Raw genomic sequence first — 21,193 nt, forward strand, 5'->3', positions numbered from 1 at the left:
GTCCCACTTATCCAATACAAAAGATCTGACTAAAAACAACACGAAAACACGGTATAAAATACCTTACACTAAAAGTGTATTAATCGTATTCTTTTAATCAGGTCTTGCCTAATCTAATAGTAACAATCCTATCGCAATATCATTATATATTCTTTCATCACTAAAAGTCAATATTATTTTAGTAAATAATCATAGTTAATTTACTTTCATTTTAGTAAATTAACTAACAAAAAAAGTAGAGCATAACTCTACTTACTTTGTTAAAAAATCCAACGATAATTTTAAAACTTCTTTAATATGTTCAACAGTATCATAATTATGGTTTGCCCCTTCAATTGGTACAAATTTTAATTGTTGATTAAACTTGGGAACATATATTTTACTAATATCAAATGGTACAGTTGTATCATTTGTACCATGAATTACTAATAATTCATTTTTATATGTATCTAGATCAGCATAAAAATCTCTAGCCAAAATATCATCTACAAATGTCTGAGAGATTTCATAACCGCCATGATCATATAATCCATTAGAACTTGGCTCAACCTTACCAGTAAGATAATCTAAAGCTGCTGGTAAATTAAAAGCAGGAGCCCATAATACTAATTTGCTAATTACTTGTGGATATAACTTCGCTAATTCACTAGCAACTGCACCGCCCATAGAATGTCCTAAAACATAAATTTCAGTACAGTTTTCCATTTTTAATGCTTCCTCTAGAATAACACGTGCACAAGCCAACTCATCTTTAAAAGTCATATCTTTAAAATTAAGATCACTTTCCCCACTACCTAAAAAATCAAATCTAAATGTAGCTATTCCTTTTGCTTCCAGCATCCTTGCTAATTGAACATAACAAAACTTCGTCCCCGTCTTTTGACCGGTAAAGCCGTGAAAAATTATACATACTGGATGTCTATCTAAATCCGGCTTATGAAAAAATCCTCTCATCGTTCCTTTTGGAGTAGGAATTTCACAATAATGTTGCATTACAACACCTCGTGCGCTTTTTTAAAGCGTTTAATTCCACCATTATTAATGTATTGGTTTGTAATATTACGAATATTTGCTTCTTCAAAATCACCACCAATAAATAAACATGTATCCATAATTTCACCAGTTAAAGCAAGCCAGATTTCATCACTAAAATCTTCTTCAGTAATCATCTCTTTGACAATTTTTAAACAATTATCAATGTAATCATCCTTATTAATTTCTGTAATTCCTTCCATTATTCTTCCTCCTTCACTAATTCTTTTATTACATACCCCGCAATCATCAGACCAGCTACACTAGGAACAAAACTCACACTACCTGGTGTACTGCCGTCAACTTCTTGCGGAGATTCTGTCGAATATAAAATAGGACATTTTTTTATGCCCCGATTCTTTAGTTCACGACGCATTACTCGTGCTAATGGACACACACTAGTTTTATAAATATCTGTGATTTCAAAACGGCTTGGATCTAATTTATTACCTGTTCCCATTGATGAAATGACTCTAACTCCAAGGTGCTGACAATTTTCAATTAGTGCCAATTTAGCCTTAACAGTATCAATTGCATCAACCACAAAATCACAATCTTCAAAAATAGTTTCCATTCCTTGATCTGGTAAATAAAACTGTTGGTAGGTAGTGATCTTTAGATTAGGATTAATATCTAAACATCGTGCTCTAGCAACATCTACTTTATTCATCCCAATCGTTGAATGCAACGCATATAACTGACGATTCAAATTAGTTATATCAATAATATCATGATCAACCAAAACTAATTCGCCGATCCCGTTTCTAACAAGAGCCTCAACTACATAGCTCCCAACTCCCCCTAAACCAAAAACTGCAACTTTTTTATTTTGAAGACACTCGATCCATGAAGATCCTACCATCCTTGTAATTCTTGCAAACTGTTCCATATTCCACCTCGTGCTTATTATAAACTAATCTATCTCTTTTATAAAGAATAAGCAAATAATTTTTTCTTAGTCCAATTTAGGACATTTATGCATAGACCAATAAGGTCCACTCTATAATAAATTTAGGTGGTGGTTTTATGTATTACAAAAGAATTCGCGATTTAAGAGAAGATAAAGACCTTACTCAAAAACAATTAGCAGAATATTTAAATGTCTCTCAAAAATCTTATTCTCGTTACGAACGAGGAGAAAGAACCATCGATCCTGAGATTTTATCCAAACTCGCAACATTTCATGAAACCACTGTTGATTACTTGATCGAACGTACTGATGATAAAACTGATTACACTAAGAAAAAACGGCGCTAGTTAACTAGCGTTTTATTATTTTAGACCGTTTTGGTCTAAAAACTTCTAGTCCTAATTAGACTAATCTATAATTGAAAAAGGCGGTGATATGATGCAATACAAACGATTAAAAGAGCTTCGAACTAAATATGGCTACACTCAAGAAAAAGTAGCCAAATATTTACATGTCGATCAAAAAACATACTCCCGCTATGAACTAGGTCAACACGAAATGACGCCTGATACGCTTGGAAAACTTGCAACTCTCTATGATACCTCCGTTGATTATCTAATTGAAAGAACTGATAATATAAAAAGTTTTACTAAATAAAAAACGTTTGATGTTCCAAACGTTTTTTATTATTCATAATCAGCCGTGTAACCACGATTATCTAATTCCAATTTCACAACTTGCCAATCTTTAATTAATGCACCTAGCTCTTCTTTAATCCGAACTACACCCATCTTATCCTCACCACGAATAACAGCCATTATTGTTGGACCAGCCCCCGACAAATAAGCCCCAAGTACTTTTTCATCTTGTTCTAAAACTCCCATGATTTCATTAAAGCCTTTAATTAAATCACCACGATATGGTTGATGCAAACGGTCTTTAAAGCCTAATTTTAGCCCCTCATCATATCCATTAATCAATGAAGCAACCATCAACGCTAAATGAGATACGTTTTTAATCGCGTCAGCTCTTGGCAAAACCTGTGGTAAAACTGATCTTGATTGTTCAGTTGATAATGTAAATGGCGGAATCAATGTAACAAACCGATAGTCATGTTTAACAGGGATATTTAATGTTAATACATTATCTTCTTCCATTACTGATACTGTCAAGCCTCCAAAAATTGCCGGTGCCACATTATCAGGATGACCTTCAATTGCAGTTGCTAATTCTAGAATTTCTTGTCGATCTTCAACTTTATCTTTAAAAGCAAAAGCCCCAACGATTCCTGCTACAATACAAGTAGAACTACTACCCAATCCACGGGTATAAGGAACATCCCCACTACATTCAATATTTACGCCTTGATATTCTAAGCCACAAATTTCAGCAGCTTGTTTAAAAGCCTGGTAGGTCATATTTTCTTCATTACAAAACTGTTCTGGACAACCAGTAATATTTAAACCTTGATCAGCCAGTTCAAAGGTAAAGGTATTATATAAAGTCAGTGCCAACCCTGCAACGTCAAATCCGGGTCCTAAGTTAGCACTTGTCGCTGGTACTTTTACTTTTACTTTCATGCTAACCTCCTACATTGCTTCTATTTCTGATTTGATAAAACTAATAATCTCAGTTTTATCAATCGCTTCTTTATGTAACACTTCACGCTCTTTAATTCCTGCTAATGCTTGAGGCACAGGAACACCAGTCTTTTCACTTAATTTATCAATTGCTGTATAAACATCAAGTTCTTCCCCATAAATAGCTTGATAAACTGATTCAGGGAACTTATAAGGAGATGCAGTTGATAATAATACTGTTTTAGTATGGTCTCCAGTCTCCTGCTGATATTGTTTTAGAACACCATAACCAATGGCAGTATGCGTATCTAATAAATATCCAGTTTCATTGAAACATGTTTTAATTGTAGTTAAGATTTCATCTTCACTTAAACATCCTGCTTTAAATTGATCTTTAATTTTAGCAAAAGTTGCATCATCTACTTCATAAACACCTTCGCTATTTAATTTATCCATATATTGACGAACTTTTTCTCCATCACCATCAGACATAAACCAAACCAATCTTTCTAAGTTACTAGATACTAAAATATCCATAGCTGGAGCATTTGTTTTATAAAACTCACGATTTGCATCATATTTACCAGTAGTAAAGAAATCTGTTAAAATATTATTTTTATTTGAAGCACAAACAAATTTATCAATTGGTAAACCCATTTTTTTAGCAAAATATCCTGCTAAACAGTTACCAAAATTACCACTAGGAACACAGAAATTAATCTTATCTCCTAATTTGATTTCGTTATTTCTTACTAATTCAAAATAACTATGGAAATAGTAAACGATTTGAGGAATCAAACGTCCGACATTGATTGAATTTGCAGATGATAAGAAAACATTATGTTGATCACTTGCAACTTTCAATTCTTCAGATGCAAAAGCTTTTTTTACCGCACTTTGAGCATCATCAAAATTACCGTGAATTCCTACTACCTTAACATTCTTTCCTGTTTGACTGACCATCTGTTGTTGTTGAATCGCAGATACCCCATCCAAAGGATAGAATACTTTGATACAAGTTCCCTCAACATCTTTAAAACCTTCTAATGCCGCTTTACCAGTATCGCCACTAGTAGCTGCTAAGATCATTACTTCACGTTCCTCTTTTAATTGTTTTAAAGATAACGTCATTAAATAAGGTAGTAACGATAATGCCATATCCTTGAATGCTGCCGTTTGTCCATGGAATAGTTCAGCAACATAAACATCACCAGCCTTTTTTACTGGTACAACGATTTCTGGAAATAATCCTTTTCCATACGCATTTAAACACGCATCATGAATCAATTCTTTTCCTTCTTCAGGTACAAATGTACTTAATACTTCAGTTGCTAAATCAACATAATTCAATTTAGATAAAACATCTAAATCCATCTTTGTAAAATCAAAATCCGGCACTAATAACCCACCGTCTTCCCCAATTCCTTGGACGATAGCCTGATAAAAATTAATCTCTTTTTGTTGGTTTCGTGTACTTATATATTTCTTTTCCATTGTTCATCCCCCTGTGTGATTTAAACTATTGTATACAATTTATTTATATAAGTCAATACATACTTATTATAACATATCAAAGTAAAATAACTTTGATTATTTCAATTATTATTGATTACCATTGACTATTGTATACAATCGTGGTAATATGTCATAAATTAGGAAATTGGAGGACCGAGATATGTTATCAATGAACATGTTTGCAATAATTATGGCAACGATTAGTTCCATTATTGTGCATGCTCAATAATATATTGGTTCTGCTATTTATTTAATTATATTGGGACCTTATTTTAAAGGTCTATTTTTATTATATAAGGGGGAATTAGATGAAAATCGGTGTTATCGGACTAGGTACTGTTGGTTATGGAGTTATCGAAATCCTAACTAATGAAAGAAAACGTCTCGAAAAAGTCATTAATGATGAAGTAATGATTAAATATGGTTGTGGTCTTGAAGAGGTTGATCTACCAGAGGGGGTAATTTACACAAAAGACTTTAATGATGTTATAAATGATCATGAAATTGATGTTGTAGTTGAATTGATTGGTGGAGTAACTGTCGCTAAAACAATTATTTTAGAAGCTATAAGAAATGGTAAACATGTTGTTACTGCCAATAAAGCATTATTAGCCCATGATGGTAAAGAAATCTTTATGGCAGCAAAAGAAAAAAATGTCCATATTTTCTACGAAGCTAGTGTTGGTGGCGGAATCCCTGTTTTAGTCAGCCAAAAAGAAAGTTTAGTCGCTAACAACACAAAAGAAATCATTGGTATATTAAATGGAACAACAAACTTTATTTTAACTTTAATGGAAAATGAAAATTTAGATTTTGATGAAGCTTTGACCATTGCCGATGGCCTAGGTTATGTTGAAGCAAATCCAGCATTGGATTTAGATGGAATCGATGCTGCCCATAAAATTTGTATTTTAGCTCAAAATGGATTTAAAAAATATATTGATTTTGATAAAATTAGTGCTAGTGGAATCCGTAATGTAACTAAAGTTGATATGGATTATGCTAAAAAACTGGGATATCGTTTTAAGATGATTGCTCAGGCAAAAGAAGTTAATAACGGAATTGGAATTGATGTCGCAGCTACTCTAGTTAGTAAAAAAGAACTAGTAGCAAACGTCATGGATGCATATAATGTAGTAGAGATCGATAATGACTATGTTGAAAATGTTATTTACTACGGTAAAGGTGCAGGTCGTTATGTTACCGCTTCTGCAGTTGTAAGTGATATAATTAAAACTACCCAAGTAGAAAGATGGGATCATGATTATGAAGACTGCTCAAACATCTACCCGATTACTAAATCTAAGTATTATCTTAGAGCAAATAAGCCATTAGATGTTGATTATGAAATGTACTTCACTGAAAAACACGATCACATCTACATTACTCATGAAATTGAGTTAGCAGATCTAACTACAGATCTTGGTGATACAAAATACACAATTTTCAAAGTGAGGGGATAAAATGAACATAATTGTCCAAAAATTTGGTGGTACTTCCACTCGTTCGCGTGAATCACGTTCAACCATGTACAACAATATTATTAGAGAAATCAATAATGGTAATAAAGTTGTTGCGGTTGTTTCGGCGATGGGTCGTTATGATGATCCATATGCTACTGATACACTATTATCAATTGTTAATACCCAGCAGTTAACAGATGAGGAGATTGATCGTCTAACTAGTATTGGTGAAACAATTTCAACTTTAGTTTGTAAAGGAGAAGTTGCTTCTCTCGGTTATCGAGCGGCAACAATCACTAATTCAGAATTAGGAATTGTTACAGATTCAACTTTTAATAACGCAACGATCAATAAGGTTGAAGGTAAAGATATTATTGAAAAATTAAAATACGCTGATGTCGTATTTTGCCCTGGTTTTCAAGGGCATTCTATCCATGGTAAAATTACCACTTTAGGTCGCGGGGGGAGCGATTTATCAGCAGTTGCAATTGGGGTAGCAATTGATGCTAGTGAAGTAGAGATATACAGTGATGTAAATGGAATCTACACTGCTGATCCAAGATTAGTTCCTGATGCTCTTAAATTGGATTGTATCAGTTATGCAGAAATGCTGGAACTAGCTAAAAATGGTGCTAAAGTTTTAAATCACCGTTGTGTTCAATTAGCAGCTAGTCACAATATTGCAATTCACGCCCGTTCTTCATTTGAAGACACTAAAGGGACATATGTTATAGGAGATGAGCGCATTATGAAAGAAAATTTAAATCAATTAATTATTTCCGGAATCACCGGTTCACAAAATGAAGCGCGGATCACTTTAGTTAAAGTAGATGCCACCAACAATAGTGCGGGAAGCTTATTTGAAAAAATTGCTGATGCTGGCGTTAATGTAAATGTATTTAATCAAGCATTAGTTGGAGGCGGAAGAATGGATATTTCACTAGTTATTAGTGATGTTGATGTTCCTACTGTCGTTGATATTATCAATGATTTAAAACCACAGTTAAATGCTGATCGTATCATTGTCCGTGGTAACATTGGTAAAGTATCGGTTATTGGGGTTGGAATTAAAAATAATCGTGGAATGTTCCAAAAAGCATATAATACATTAAGCAGCAATGGTATTAATGTTGAAATGACATCTTGCTCAGAAATAAATATTTCTTGTTACATCGATCGTGACGATGTTAAAAAAGCACAAATTTTATTACATGAAGCGTTTTTAGGAAAGGTTGGTAAATAAAAAATGAAAAAATATAAAGTTGCAGTCGTGGGGGCTACTGGAGCCGTCGGAAGAGAAATGTTAAGATGTATCTTCCAATTTAAATTTCCTTTTGAAAGTATTAAATTATTAGCATCAGCTCGTAGTGCAGGAAAAGTTGTTGAATTTGAAGGTCATGAATTTACTGTTGAAGAATTAACAGAAAATAGCTTTGAAGGTATCGATGTAGCGTTTTGGTCTGCCGGGGGAAGTATTTCTGAAAAATATATGCCATTCGCTGTTAAAGCTGGGTGTGTCAATATTGATAATACTAGTCATTTCAGAATGGATCCTGAGGTGCCATTAGTAGTACCTGAAGTAAACGGAGAAGCTTTAAGAAAGCATAAAGGAATTATTGCTAATCCAAACTGCACTACTATCCAAATGGTTAGTGCTTTAAATCGTTTAAATGAATATTTTGATATCGAAAGAATCATCGTTTCTACTTATCAAGCGGTTTCAGGAGCAGGTGTTGCAGGAATGGAAGAATTATACCGCCAGTCTCAAGAAATCTTAGATGGTAAAGAACCTGTTGCCAAAACATTACCTTGCGCTGGGGATAAAAAACATTTTCCAATTGCTTTCAATTGCATTCCACAAGTTGATAAATTTGATTTAGACAATCATTTTTCTAAAGAAGAAATGAAAATGGTTAATGAAACTAAAAAAATCTTCAATAAAGATATCAAGGTCAATGCTACTTGTGTTCGTGTTCCTGTACTTCGGGGACATTCTGAATCAGTATATATTGAAACTAAAAAACCAATCGATATTGATAAAGTATTCGAGCTACTAAATAATTCTACTGGGGTTGAATTATATGATGATATTGAAAATCAAATCTATCCAATGGCTAATTTATTTGTTGGAGATGAGTTAGTACACGTTGGACGTGTTCGTAAAGATTTAGATAACCCTAACGGATTAAGTTTATGGGTAGTTGCCGATCAATTAATGAAAGGTGCTGCTTACAACTCTGTTGATATTGGACTTAAAATGATTGAAATGGGCTTAATTTAATAAAAAAGGAATTTTATTCGATGGTGATATGCCCCTTGTTAAGTAGATAAGGTAAATAACCAAAATCTACTTAAGGAGGAGCGTACCATAGCTTGAATAAAGTTCCTTTTTATTTATTTATATTTTCCAATACAAATAATGCTTCAAATTCTTTTAGCAGCATCGGCCGATAATAATAATACCCTTGAATATAATCACAATCATGAGCTTCAAGAAACTCTTTTTGTTCAATCGTTTCCACTCCCTCGGCTACAACTTCAAGGTTTAACTTATGACATAATTGGATTATCTCTTCAATAATAATATGACTGCGAGTATGTGTATAGTCATTTGTTCTAAAAAACTCCTGATCAATCTTCACTACATCAATAGGAAGATCTTTTAAGATATTCAAGGATGAATATCCGCTTCCAAAATCATCTAATGCTACTTTAAAATGATAACTTTTTAATTGATTTAAAATCTTAATTAACTCTTCTTTATGATTAAGTGCTGTTGTTTCTGTGATTTCAATCTCTACTTGTTCGGGATTAACATTACACGCTTTAACCAGATGAATCAATTTATCCACATATCCCTCATTAAAAATATAAGTTCTTGAAACATTGACAGAGATACTTATCTTAATACCATAATACTTGTTCCAATAATCGATCTGTTCCAAAGCTTTTTTAAAAATATGGAAATCAAGAGCTTCCAACATTCCGTTTTTTTCATAAACCGGGATAAAATCACCAGGTGAAATAATATTGTACTCAGGATGATGCCAACGTGTTAAAATTTCGCCTGAGCAAACCTTCCCTGTTTGAAGATTTACTTTCGGTTGAATGTAAGCTTTAAAATGATTAGCTTTTAACGAATCTTGAAACTCTTTTTCAATTTGCAATGCATAAAGCTCTTTTTGAAAAACTTCTTCTTGATAAAAGCTCACATCATCTTTTGATAAACGTTTTAAATCATTACTAGTATATTGAGTCTTCTTGAAAGCCAAATTAATGTCAACATCATCCTCAAGAATTTTATAAACACCAAAATGGAAATAATATGGTGAGGTATTATATTCTTTCGCAAATTCACCTCTAATATAATTGGCTAACACAAATAAACGATTCTTGATTTGTTCAAAGTCATCACTATCCAATAAAATTACAAAATGATCGGCAGATTGGCGACAGCAAAATTCTTCATTTTGACATTGAGTATCTATGCAAATAATAATTTGTTTTAATAATCTATTAGCAATCTCTTCTCCATATATTTCATTAAACCATTTAAATCCTTTAACATCACAATTTACTAAAACATATTTAGATAAATGATTGATATTTTGACAATATTCAATAAACCGATAGTAATTATAATGACCAGTAATCTCATCTTCATAAGCTAATTTAGTAATTTGCAGCTTATTTTTCCCTTGAATAAAATAAAAATAAGCAACTACGACTGCACTGCCAACCCCAATTATAAGCCAGGTAAGATAAGCTGTTTGAATAAAATTTTGAAACTTCCCAGTTACAGCTTCTTTGGGAAAAACAGAAGCAACTAGCCAATCATTACCTTCAATATTAGCATAAATCAAATAATTAAGAGTATTATTTTCATCACGAAAGTTTATTATGCCCTTCCCATTTATATCGATATCATTAAGATCAATGCCATTCAACGATTCAATATTATTAAAATCATCTGTCTTCTTATTACTTAAAACAACATCACCATTTTCATTAAAAATAAATGCATAACCAACATTATTATAAGTTGCAGACGACAAAATACTTGATAACTTATCTGTATAAAAAGTAGCAAACAAAACCCCACTAACTTCATTATGTTTATATATTGGTACAGAATAAACATTGATTGCCTCACCATCCGTATAATCAGTAATACTTTTCGAGGTTACAGTTTTACCATTTAATGAATCTTTAAAATAATCTCGATCAGAAATATTAAAAGTCTGATGATCAGAGGTTACTACATTTCCTTGTAAATCTGCTATACCAAAACGCTTTACCCCATCCCTTTGTGCCAACTGGTTTAGATAATCAAGTAATGGCTCTTGAAGAATTCCATCTTGTTGAATAATTAAACTTATCGTCGTTAATTGGGTCAAATTTTCATTGATCCGGTTTTTTATTGCTTTAGCTGTCTGATTGGTTAAATCATTCAAATACTCGTCAGTTTCACTATACAGATTATCTGACAAGTTATTAATATACAAAGTTGCTAAAGTTCCAAAGAGAATTAATAGTATTATTGCAACAATAATTGATTTCTTCATTATTGAACTTCTCATTATCTTCACCACTCTTTCTTCTATTATAGCTAATTCTATAAAGAAAAGCATTAAAATAAAAAGGCCATAGCCTAAATAAGTTAAATAAACTCATTTGACTATAACCATATTATTCTTTGGGAGCAATTTTTAAATCTTCCTTATTAATAATTTCACCACATTCTTTACAACGATAAACAATCTCGATTTCACCTTGACATCCATCATGGCTAATACATTTATAACTTTTATCTAAATGACGATCACCCCAGATAATCAAAGCATTATAAATATCATCAAGATCAATACTTTTAACTGTTAAACTATATCGATAACGGGGAGGATGTTTTGAATATAGTTCACATTGTAATAAATCATCTTGACAGAGCTCCTTAAGTCGATTTGATAATAAATTTGTAGGGATACCTGGTAATGACTCATGAATCTCTTTATAAGTATGTTTTTTTTCTTTTACCGCATGAAGAATCAATAATGTCCATTTATCACCAATTATATTTAATGTTTGAGCGATATTACAACAAAGATCATATTGCTTTTTCATTTTATTCACCTCAGTTCAATCATATCTTACTTGCCTTTTAACGTTCGGTCAATAATATTTTCCATCATATCACTCGATAATTGTCCAACTACAGAGCCGTATACATTCCCATCACGATCAAACATATATGTTGTTGGTAAGCTTGTAATCTGAAAGCTACTGCTTAAACGACCATCATCAAATATAACTGGCATAGTAAAGCCTTTTTCTTTTAAAAACTTTTTAATTCCAGCAGCATCCATTTCCTGACCTCCTGGCATTACAACTGTTAGAATAGCTATGTCTTCACTATTTTGATATTTTTCTGAAAGTTTTTGAATTTCCGGCATTTCTCTTTGGCAGGGAGGGCACCAAGTTGCCCAAAAATTCAAAAATACTACCTTTCCATGATAATCAGCTAAGCTAATCGGTTTATCATCTTGATTCAATAAAGCATTGCCATAATTAACCGAATCATCACTATTTTCAGCTTGGTTAGTGGATACTTGCCCTTGTGAAGGTGACATATAATTGCTAATTGTATTAAGTTTGCCACTAAACATCATCAAACCAAAGATAATCAAAATAACAGCGCCTATTTTAGTTGTATATTTAACTATATCACGATGGCTATTTAACCAGTTTAAAGCTTTATTTGTAAACAATTCTAAAACTAGAAATGGTAAAGTAAAACCAAAAGCATAAATAATCATTAGAAAATTACTATACCAAAAATCACCTGAACTAGCTGCTAAAAGTAAGATTGATGACAGCGCTGGCCCAATACAAGGAGTCCAAGCAAAACTAAATGTAAATCCCATGATAAACGCCACCATCACATTCATTTTATTATCTGTTTTCAAAGAAAAACGGAAAGTTCGTTGTAAAAAATTTATTTTGATAAATCCTAACTGATAAATTCCTAATAAAACGATAAGAATACCGCCGATTCGAACAAATAAAGTCATGTGTTCTTTTAAAAAACTTTGTAATAAATTTATTGACGCATTCATCAGAAAAATTGCTAAAAGTATCCCAAAGATAAAGCTGATTGTAAATAATAATACTTTTTTATTTGAGTTTCTTTTTTCGTTACTATTACCAGCTAAATAGCCCATATAAATAGGAATTATTGGTAAAACACAGGGAGAAAGAAACGATACTAACCCTTCAACAAAAACTAATGCAAGACTTATATGTGTTGCCATTTTAACTTGTAATCATTGCTAAGATTTCAGGATAGGGAATAAATCCAATTTTTTGATTTACAATCTGTCCTTTTTTAAAGGCTATTAGTGTCGGGATTGTTTGAACCCCATATACCGCAGCAATTTCTGGATGTTTATCAACATCAATCTTTATCACTGTAGCATCAGCATTTTCTTCCGCTAGTTTTTCAATATTAGGACCAATCATCTTACATGGTCCACACCATGTTGCAAAAAAATCTACTAATACTTTTTCATTTTTGATTAATTCATCAAATTCTTGTTTATTTGGATATAATACATTACTCATTTTTATTTTCTCCTTTTTTCTATTTTATAAATCAAACAAATCATTTAACGCTTCAGCCATTGTTGGATGTGTAAAGATTTGGTTCTTTAGGACCTTGTAAGATAAATCATTATTCATCACTAATGTTACTAAATTAATTAATTCTTCTGAATGTTCACATAACAATACACAACCTAAGATTCGCTCAGTTTTTTTATCAATGATCGCTTTCAACAATCCTTCTGGTTTTTTTAGAACATTAGCTTTAGGTACTGCAGCTGTTAATAACTTAGTCACAATCACTTCATAACCGGCAGCTTTAGCTTCTACTTCACTTAAACCAATTCTTGAAAAAGTTGGTGAAATAAATACCGAATAAGCAATATTACCACGATTTAAAGTAGAACGCTTTTTATCACCAAATAGATAATCCATAACAATTCTTGAATCATCTAAAGAAATATAAGTAAACTGAAGACCACCTTTTACATCACCAAGAGCAAAAATATTTTTCTTTGTTGTTTGCAGATACTTATTGACTACAATTTCACCTCGTTGGTTAACCTCAATACCTGCAGCATCAAGATTTAAATCAGCTGTATTTGCCTTACGACCAGTAGCCATCAATATCCCGGCGAAGCGTTGTGAAACTTGGTCATTATAAGTAACTAGAACTTCTTCGCCTTCATTAGCAAGAGCTTGAATATTAGCATTAAAAACAAACTTAACACCTTGTTTTTCTAAAATTCTTTGAATTTCTTCAGCAATATCCCGATCCTCACGAGCAATCAAACGATCATTACTTTCATATACTGTTACCTCGCTACCATAACGTGCATACATACTAGCAAATTCTAAACCAATATATCCACCGCCAATGATTGCTAAGGTTTTTGGCAGTTCTTCTAATTTCATCAAACTAGCACTTGTGTATACTTTGTTAGCAGTTGCTAGCCCCTTAATTGGAGGCATAACTGGAGTAGCTCCAGTATTAACAAAGATCAGGTCACCAAAAATTATTTCTTCTTCATTTTCGGTACAGATAGCTACATGGTGGTCATCCACAAATTTGGCAGTTGCTGTAATTACATCAACATTTTGTAAATCAGCTAATTTTGCATAATTCTTATTACGTAATTTAGTAATTAAATCCTCTTTATTAATTATCGCATCATGATAATTATATTTTTCTGCTTGAGTGATTAATGATTTTGAAGGAATACACCCTTCATTGATACATGTCCCACCATACATTTGAGCGGATTTTTCAATTATTGCAACCCTTTTTCCTAATTTTGCCATCTTACCAGCAATTGTTTTACCACCTTTTCCAAAACCAATTATTATTGCATCATACTGTTTCATTTTCAGTTCCTCCGTTCCTTACATTTACACTTTAACATAGTAACTTTACTTTTTCAAGTAATTTGATTTAAGAAAGTTATAATTGATAAAAAAACTGGATTTTTCCAGCTTTATTGCCATATAAAGTTGTTCGTTCCAGCTCCAATTTCAAAATGATATTTAACAATTCCTAAATCTAGCTTTGTATAAAAACCCAGACCCGGCTTTACTTTGACAGTATTATCATTAAGGATAAACTTAAACTTTTGTTGATTCATCGCTGTTGGCGCTAATAAAGCAGTTTTAACACCTGTTTCAAACCAACTAGGCATATCTCCAGTAACTTCACTAACTTGCTCAATCGTCTTAATTTTATGTGTAGCTCCATTATCAATACCATAACCAAGTGTAATCAAGCAACATAAACGCTCATCATCGTCAATCACAAAGGCACTTTTAACTTTCTTGTATGTCAAAGCCACCCAACAACTGTTCAATCCAAGCTGCTGAGCTTTTAAAACGATTTTCTCACCATAATAACCGCACATTTCCTCAAGTTTCACACTCTTTTTTCCAATTAATGCCAAATAATTTTTGACCCCACTGAATTTACCATAATGAGCCATAAAGTTATCAAAGGCTTTTGGTTCATCCAAAATCAATTGAATATTTAAACCACTTGTCTGATTACATTGATTAATAAAATCCAATAATTCTTTTTTTATAGAATCTGGAATTTCTCTATCTTGATACATTCTGACTGAATGCCGTTTTTGAACTGCTTCTAAAAGTTCCATTACTCTTCCTCCATTTCACACCTTGATACATTATTCATAATCTCTTTAATATGCTGAAATAAATTAATCAGTTTATCAATTTCACAATGCTGCGGTTCTAAATAATAATAAATACAAGTCTTAACTTTTCGCGTCTTAACAATTCCTGCCTGCTTTAATATTTGTAAATGATGAGATACCGCCGGTCTAGAAAGATTTACTTTGGGAGCCAAATCAATTACCCGACTACCATCACATGGACCTTCAAGCATAATCAATAATAAATACATTCTTGTCTCATCACCAAGTGCATTAAAAACTTTTTGACTCGCTAAAAATTGTTTTCTCAAAGATTCGCTATCTTGAATTGTATTTTTCATCGATTCATCCTCCCTGTTCAAATATTTAAACACTTGTATTATAGCATAATAACTGTTACTTATTTTATCGGTAAAGAAAATCAAGATAGAGATATTATCTTTAAGTTTTCTTTAGAATCACTTTTCAACTTTTGCTAGTTATGTTTTAGATTCGTTGTCTATACTAATAACGAGGTGAAAAAGATGGATAAACTAAATGAGCATAAAAAAAACCTTTCGCTTTTAATAACCGGTTTCATAATTATTACAATTCTGTGTCTAGTTCTTTATCATTTTTTTGAAAACTTTTTAAATGATCCTATTGAATTGAAAGAAAAGTTAACTGAATTTGGTAGTTGGGGAAAATTAATTCTTGTTGCTGCTATGGCAATCCAAGTTATTTTTGTTTTTTTACCAGGTGAAATAATCGAGATTGCTGCCGGATTTAGTTATGGAACTATTGAAGGGATGGCAATTTGTTTACTTGGTGCTATTATTGGTACTATCGTTATCTATGCTATTGTTAATAGATATGGCATCAAGTTAGTTAATCATTTTTATGATACTAACAAATTTAATGAAATTTCATTTTTAAAAAAAGAAAAAAATCTTGAAATTATCCTCTTTGTCATCTTCTTTATTCCCGGCACTCCTAAAGACATTTTAACATACCTTGCACCTTTTACGCGTTTAAAACTTTCAAGTTTTATATTCATTACTAGTATCGCTAGAATCCCATCTGTAATTACAAGTACAATAGGGGGCAACGCTATCTCAAATCAAAATTATCGTTTTACAATATTTATTTTTGTAATTACTGGAATTATTTCCATTTTTGGCCTTCTTAGCTATAAGCGTTACATCAAGAAAAAAAATCTTTAGAAAATCTTTTGAAATCATTTCTACTATTCTTTAATGATTGGCTTTATAATTAATATTATGAAAGAGGGTATGAGGATGAATCAAGATAATATATTAGTGGTAGAAGACGAAATTGAAATTGCCAAAGCCATTGAAATATACTTAAAATCACAAGGTTATAATGTATATATTGCTAATAACGGGAAAGCTGGTTTAGAGATGGTGGAAAGATATGATATCCATCTTGCTATCGTAGATATTATGATGCCAGTAATGGATGGAATTGAAATGACAATGAAAATAAGGGAAAATTATGATTTCCCAATTATTTTCTTATCCGCTAAATCTGAAGATATTGATAAAATTACAGGATTAAATATTGGTGGTGATGATTATGTCACCAAACCATTTGTTCCAATGGAACTCCTAGCGCGTGTTTCTTCACAATTACGACGCTATCATAAATATTTAAATATGATCGGTAAGATTCAAGAAGATCAAGCAGCAAATAAATATGTTGTGGGTGGTCTAGAACTTGATCTTGATACCAAAGAAGTTAGTGTTGACGGTAAAGCTGTTAAAGTCACTCCAATTGAATTAAAAATTCTCGAATTACTAATGGAAAAGCCCGGGAGAGTTTTTTCAAGCGAACAAATTTATGAAAATGTTTGGCATGAAGCTGCAATCAACACAGAAACAGTCATGGTTCATGTGCGAAATTTGCGAGAAAAAATCGAAATTAACCCTAGTAATCCCCAATATTTAAAAGTTGTCTGGGGTGTCGGTTATAAAATTGAAAAACAGTAGGTGATAAAATGAACAGAAAAAAAATAATTTTTTCAATTTTAACAATTGTAATTATTCTCCTTAGCAGTGTTGGTATATATAGCTGCTATGAGGTTGTAGAAACCAGTAACGGGAAAAGTATTAACTTTTCAAGTAATCAAATTCTTTATGATATTTTTGACAATATCTATGCTCTGAGCTTCCAGCTTGACAATGTCAGCAAAAAAGAAGGTATTCCAAAATATCTTACTGCCAACGAAGAAGCTAGTGATGAATTTTATCGGAATAATATTTTATATTGTCGTGAAATGATGTCTGAAAAGAAAAATATTAAATACTATGCAGAAGGCAATAATAATAGCTTAGGTAATACTAATGACGATATAAAAAACATTCGTAACAATAAAGAATTGAAAGAAAAATATCAATGGTATTTAATGATTCACTTTGATGAAAATGGTCAATTTAGCTATGATACTTTAGGCTGTTTAGTAGCTGGTAATCAAAACTATGAACTAGTTTGGAATAATTATAAACAAACATATTTTCAATATCTCCAAGAGTATGATGAAGATAGTACATTGCATAATCCAGTAAATACAACTATCTACTTTGCCGTTCCCCATAAAATCGTAAGCAATTCAATTGATACGATTGCCTGGTATAGCGAAAAAAACAATCGAACTATAAATGTTGAAAATATTGTGCCATTTGCTGCAATTGCTGTAGCTGCTGTTGGCTTATTTATCTTATTAGCTCCATATGAAACAATTAAAGAAATCAACATCTTTAAATATCCCGCTAAAATCAAATTAGAACCATTAGTAATTGGGATTACATTGGCATTTGCAGGAATAATCGTTGTAATTTATGGTTTAATTCTCGATACCATAAACGGCTATTACATTACTAAATTGTCAGGGATTGGTTTTGGTGAATCAAGTGAACTGATCCTTGGAGCGATGAATGTACTATCATGGGCAGCTTTTTTATTCCTATGTATGTTCTCTGTCTTTTATTTAAAATCATTCTTTAAAGAAGGGATTATTAATTCTATTAAAAAAAATACTGTTTGTATTTGGTTACTTAATGTATTAAGAAAGATAATTTATAAAGCCAGTAGATTTGACTTAAATGATGATACAAATAAAACAATTCTTAAAATCGTTTTAGCAAACTGCTTAATTATATCAATAATCTGTTGTTTCTTTACCTTTGGTATTTTCTTTGCCTTAGTATATTCTGCCATTTTATTTATTATTTTAAGAAAACGATTTGATGAACTTAAACATGATTATGAAATTCTATTGGATGCTGTTAAACGTTTATCAAACGGTGATTTTGATGTTGAAATCAATCAAGATATTGGTATGTTTAATTCTTTAGGTACTGAATTTTCTAATATTAAAGATGGCTTTGAAAAAGCTGTTAGCGAGGAAGTAAAATCACAAAAAATGAAAACTGAATTAATCTCTAATGTCTCTCACGACTTAAAAACACCATTAACCTCCATCATTACTTATATTGATTTGTTAAAAGACGAACAACTTGATTATGAAAAAAGAAAAGAATATCTCGATACACTAGATCGTAATTCACTTAGATTAAAGAACTTAATTGATGATCTTTTTGAAGTTAGTAAAGTCAATAGTGGTGATGTAAAACTCAACCTTGTTGATGTCGATATTATTGCATTGATCCAGCAAGCTAAGTTTGAATTAATAGATAAATTTAACGAAAAAAGCCTAATTTTTAAAACTGCTTTTCCAAATGAAAAAATTATTTTATCATTAGATAGTTTAAAAACATATCGTATTTTTGAAAATCTCTTAATGAATATTGGAAAATACGCTTTAGAAAATACACGTGTTTATATCGATATTGACAATAGTGATGATGAAGTTACAATCACTTTTAAAAATATATCAGCAGATGAAATAAAAGTTAGCGAAGATGAATTAGTTGAGCGTTTTGTTCAAGGTGATACTTCAAGAAATACTAGTGGTAGTGGCCTCGGTTTAGCTATTGCTAAAAGTTTCACTGAACTGCAAAAAGGTAATTTTAAAATTAGTGTTGATGGTGATTTATTCAAAGCATCGGTAACTTTTAAAAAATAATTTCATACAAAAAGACTTGTATCCTAACAAATAAGGTCTACAAGTCTTTTTATCATAATTGAATTTTCATTTTACTTTTGTAATTTTTCAAGTAGACCAACACCTAGTGGATGTGGTCCTGTATGAACACCGATCGTTGCTCCAATTTGCCGAATTGGTACCTCAGCACTAAATGATGGATCAAACCCTTTCAAAGCAGCAAGGAATGTTGTTTTAAACTCTACAGCCTCATCATAATCATAACCAAATCCTATACAAAAACGATATTTACTCAATTCCAAATTATCTTCCTTAAAATAATTAATAATTTGTTCAACTATCTTTTGTTTAGATTTTTTTCGTCCGCGTGTTAATCCGTTATTAAATATTTCTCCTTCTTTAAGCAAGATCAAAGGTTTAATTCCCAAAGCTCCAGCCGCAATTCCTGATAATTTTCCAACTCTTCCACCATGAACTAAATAATCCATACCACCAATAGTAAAGAAGATCCTTCCAGTGATTTTAATTTTGTTAATATATGCAACCGTCTCCTCAAAGGTTGCACCCGTCTGCTTGTATGCAACCGCTTCTTCTACTAACATTCCTTGTAATACCGTATTAACGGTAGCATCGATAACTTCAATTTTCACATCAGGAAATTCATCAGTAAGCATATTTTTAGCATTCATTGCTGAATTATATGATCCCGAAAATTTTGTTGTAATACAAATACAAATAATATCAATACCATCTTTAGCCAAAGGTCCAAAAACATCTAAATAATCTTGAATCGACGGCATTGACGTTTTAGGAAATACTTTGGGGTTATCAATCATAAATTGATAGAAATCACGGATACCCAATTCAACAATTTCCTTTTGATGATTAATCCCATCTGTTGATACATAAAAAGGTACTACTGACACATCAAGCTCTTGTGCACGTTCGGTTGACAGATCGCAAGATCCATCTGTTATAATCTTATACATTCTTTTTCCTCTTCTCTATAATACTATAATTATAACCCCTAATTATTAACTTTTAATAAACTACTTTACTTTTTCTTTTATTGATCAGCGATAAACTCCGTTCTATTTCAGCTTGGACAACTGGATTTTGAAAATCCAGCTGTTTTAAAAAAGCCTCACTTTGATTAAACGCCGATAAACAAATGATCAATTTCCATTTCATCAATTCATTATCATGATAACGTTCAAATAATTGAATAACTGTTTGATAATTTTTAGCAGTTGCCAATTCTTGATGATAAAAAACCATCCAGCCAATTGCATCAATTGCTTCTGCAACCACTTTATCTTCAGGATAATTAATGATTTCTAAAATCGTAGAAAAATAATCAGGATTCATTTTAGCCATAGTTCTAGCAATAATATCCCGTGGCAAAGGATAGCTTTTTTTCTTTGATACCTTTTCAGGAATCGTCCGATGTTGATTACCTCTAATTGTCCCCATATAAGGAATCATTCTTTTTATTGTCAACTCATTTCCGGTAGTCAAAATATCGCATATTTCTAATTTAGTATATAAGGCTTTTTCTTTAACCAACATTCTAAGTAAGATTTCATCAAGTTCATTAATGTCAACAAAGCTTCTAAGAATAAATAACGCCGCAGTACGATTTACGGCTGTTTTATCTTTTAATAGTTCTAATAACTCCTCTTTTGAATATAAAAAGTAGGGTTCGGCTTCTGTATTTGTTAAAAAGCCACGTTTTCTAAGTGTTTCAGTATCTGTTTTCATAGTCTTATTATACCAAAAATTAATTCGCTTAAAAAGTTTATTACTACTTCAATCTACAAATAAAAACCACGCCTAAAAGACGTGGTTTTCTCTGAGGCTATAAGCCTATGTTG

The 21,193-nt window shown here is 31.7% G+C and carries 22 protein-coding genes; 8 read left to right on the forward strand and 14 right to left on the reverse strand.

The window, feature by feature from the left end; translation table 11 throughout:
- Window positions 1-252 precede the first annotated feature (252 nt).
- From KTF99_RS09740 to KTF99_RS09750, 3 genes are read right to left on the reverse strand one after another with little or no spacing between them, the layout of a single operon-like run.
- Complete coding sequence (locus KTF99_RS09740) at window positions 253-993, reverse strand: alpha/beta hydrolase (RefSeq protein ID WP_003537150.1); 741 nt, start codon at window positions 991-993, stop codon at window positions 253-255.
- A complete protein-coding gene (locus tag KTF99_RS09745) occupies window positions 993-1,235 on the reverse strand; it encodes a hypothetical protein (protein WP_003537149.1) in 243 nt (80 codons plus the stop codon). The genes KTF99_RS09740 and KTF99_RS09745 overlap by 1 nt, the downstream gene beginning before the upstream one ends.
- Entirely contained in the window at window positions 1,235-1,921 is a 687-nt protein-coding gene (locus KTF99_RS09750) for a tRNA threonylcarbamoyladenosine dehydratase (protein ID WP_003537148.1), read from the reverse strand. The genes KTF99_RS09745 and KTF99_RS09750 overlap by 1 nt, the downstream gene beginning before the upstream one ends.
- Window positions 1,922-2,058: 137 nt before the next feature.
- Here KTF99_RS09750 and KTF99_RS09755 point away from each other — a divergent pair, with 137 nt between their 5' ends.
- Together KTF99_RS09755 and KTF99_RS09760 are read left to right on the forward strand one after the other, a co-directional pair.
- Window positions 2,059-2,289 carry a helix-turn-helix domain-containing protein gene (locus KTF99_RS09755; protein WP_003537145.1) on the forward strand — a complete coding sequence of 77 codons (231 nt, stop codon included), beginning with the start codon at window positions 2,059-2,061 and terminating at the stop codon, window positions 2,287-2,289.
- Between the two features lie 91 nt (window positions 2,290-2,380).
- Window positions 2,381-2,599: a helix-turn-helix domain-containing protein gene (locus KTF99_RS09760; protein ID WP_008790949.1), complete on the forward strand. Its 219-nt coding sequence runs from the start codon at window positions 2,381-2,383 to the stop codon at window positions 2,597-2,599.
- Window positions 2,600-2,628: 29 nt separating this feature from the next.
- On the opposite strand, the gene thrB is transcribed toward KTF99_RS09760, so the two are convergent.
- Both thrB and thrC read right to left on the reverse strand, forming a co-directional pair.
- Window positions 2,629-3,522, reverse strand: a complete 894-nt coding sequence (gene thrB / locus KTF99_RS09765) for a homoserine kinase (protein WP_003537141.1) — start codon at window positions 3,520-3,522, stop codon at window positions 2,629-2,631.
- 9 nt (window positions 3,523-3,531) lie between these two features.
- Window positions 3,532-5,016, reverse strand: a complete 1,485-nt coding sequence (gene thrC / locus KTF99_RS09770) for a threonine synthase (RefSeq protein WP_003537139.1) — start codon at window positions 5,014-5,016, stop codon at window positions 3,532-3,534.
- Between the two features lie 329 nt (window positions 5,017-5,345).
- Here thrC and KTF99_RS09775 point away from each other — a divergent pair, with 329 nt between their 5' ends.
- The 3 genes from KTF99_RS09775 to KTF99_RS09785 are packed head-to-tail and all read left to right on the forward strand — an operon-like array spanning window position 5,346 to window position 8,781.
- A complete protein-coding gene (locus KTF99_RS09775; RefSeq protein ID WP_029481146.1) occupies window positions 5,346-6,500 on the forward strand; it encodes a homoserine dehydrogenase in 1,155 nt (384 codons plus the stop codon).
- A gap of 1 nt (window position 6,501) precedes the next feature.
- The gene (locus KTF99_RS09780; protein ID WP_003537136.1) at window positions 6,502-7,743 is read left to right on the forward strand and encodes an aspartate kinase; all 1,242 of its coding nucleotides are present in this window, start codon (window positions 6,502-6,504) and stop codon (window positions 7,741-7,743) included.
- A gap of 3 nt (window positions 7,744-7,746) precedes the next feature.
- The gene (locus KTF99_RS09785; protein WP_029481153.1) at window positions 7,747-8,781 is read left to right on the forward strand and encodes an aspartate-semialdehyde dehydrogenase; all 1,035 of its coding nucleotides are present in this window, start codon (window positions 7,747-7,749) and stop codon (window positions 8,779-8,781) included.
- Between the two features lie 109 nt (window positions 8,782-8,890).
- Here the strand turns inward: KTF99_RS09785 and KTF99_RS09790 are convergent, their stop codons facing one another.
- The 7 genes from KTF99_RS09790 to KTF99_RS09820 all read right to left on the reverse strand — a co-directional run bounded on the left by KTF99_RS09790 (window position 8,891) and on the right by KTF99_RS09820 (window position 15,597).
- Window positions 8,891-11,065, reverse strand: a complete 2,175-nt coding sequence (locus tag KTF99_RS09790; protein ID WP_182481634.1) for a bifunctional diguanylate cyclase/phosphodiesterase — start codon at window positions 11,063-11,065, stop codon at window positions 8,891-8,893.
- A gap of 124 nt (window positions 11,066-11,189) precedes the next feature.
- Entirely contained in the window at window positions 11,190-11,621 is a 432-nt protein-coding gene (locus tag KTF99_RS09795) for a winged helix-turn-helix transcriptional regulator (protein WP_008790945.1), read from the reverse strand.
- Window positions 11,622-11,647: 26 nt separating this feature from the next.
- Window positions 11,648-12,808 carry a cytochrome c biogenesis protein/redoxin gene (locus KTF99_RS09800; protein WP_217215546.1) on the reverse strand — a complete coding sequence of 387 codons (1,161 nt, stop codon included), beginning with the start codon at window positions 12,806-12,808 and terminating at the stop codon, window positions 11,648-11,650.
- A gap of 1 nt (window position 12,809) precedes the next feature.
- Entirely contained in the window at window positions 12,810-13,118 is a 309-nt protein-coding gene (gene trxA, locus KTF99_RS09805; RefSeq protein ID WP_003537117.1) for a thioredoxin, read from the reverse strand.
- Between the two features lie 24 nt (window positions 13,119-13,142).
- Window positions 13,143-14,462 carry an FAD-dependent oxidoreductase gene (locus KTF99_RS09810; protein WP_009300712.1) on the reverse strand — a complete coding sequence of 440 codons (1,320 nt, stop codon included), beginning with the start codon at window positions 14,460-14,462 and terminating at the stop codon, window positions 13,143-13,145.
- Between the two features lie 110 nt (window positions 14,463-14,572).
- Window positions 14,573-15,238, reverse strand: a complete 666-nt coding sequence (locus tag KTF99_RS09815) for a nitroreductase family protein (protein ID WP_003537113.1) — start codon at window positions 15,236-15,238, stop codon at window positions 14,573-14,575.
- Window positions 15,238-15,597: an ArsR/SmtB family transcription factor gene (locus KTF99_RS09820; RefSeq protein ID WP_008790940.1), complete on the reverse strand. Its 360-nt coding sequence runs from the start codon at window positions 15,595-15,597 to the stop codon at window positions 15,238-15,240. Before KTF99_RS09820 ends, KTF99_RS09815 begins: the two co-directional genes overlap by 1 nt.
- Window positions 15,598-15,780: 183 nt before the next feature.
- On the opposite strand from KTF99_RS09820, the gene KTF99_RS09825 reads away from it, so the two are divergent.
- The 3 genes from KTF99_RS09825 to KTF99_RS09835 all read left to right on the forward strand — a co-directional run bounded on the left by KTF99_RS09825 (window position 15,781) and on the right by KTF99_RS09835 (window position 19,340).
- Entirely contained in the window at window positions 15,781-16,458 is a 678-nt protein-coding gene (locus KTF99_RS09825) for a TVP38/TMEM64 family protein (protein WP_003537109.1), read from the forward strand.
- Between the two features lie 75 nt (window positions 16,459-16,533).
- Window positions 16,534-17,244, forward strand: a complete 711-nt coding sequence (locus tag KTF99_RS09830; protein WP_008790938.1) for a response regulator transcription factor — start codon at window positions 16,534-16,536, stop codon at window positions 17,242-17,244.
- 8 nt (window positions 17,245-17,252) lie between these two features.
- Complete coding sequence (locus tag KTF99_RS09835; RefSeq protein WP_003537105.1) at window positions 17,253-19,340, forward strand: sensor histidine kinase; 2,088 nt, start codon at window positions 17,253-17,255, stop codon at window positions 19,338-19,340.
- Window positions 19,341-19,411: 71 nt separating this feature from the next.
- On the opposite strand, the gene KTF99_RS09840 is transcribed toward KTF99_RS09835, so the two are convergent.
- Together KTF99_RS09840 and KTF99_RS09845 are read right to left on the reverse strand one after the other, a co-directional pair.
- Window positions 19,412-20,308: a DegV family protein gene (locus tag KTF99_RS09840; RefSeq protein ID WP_009009321.1), complete on the reverse strand. Its 897-nt coding sequence runs from the start codon at window positions 20,306-20,308 to the stop codon at window positions 19,412-19,414.
- A gap of 52 nt (window positions 20,309-20,360) precedes the next feature.
- Window positions 20,361-21,080, reverse strand: a complete 720-nt coding sequence (locus KTF99_RS09845) for a hypothetical protein (RefSeq protein WP_009300711.1) — start codon at window positions 21,078-21,080, stop codon at window positions 20,361-20,363.
- Window positions 21,081-21,193 lie beyond the last annotated feature (113 nt).

The organism is Erysipelatoclostridium sp. MSK.7.34, from assembly GCF_019041935.1.
GTDB lineage: Bacteria > Bacillota_I > Bacilli_A > Erysipelotrichales > Coprobacillaceae > Thomasclavelia > Thomasclavelia ramosa.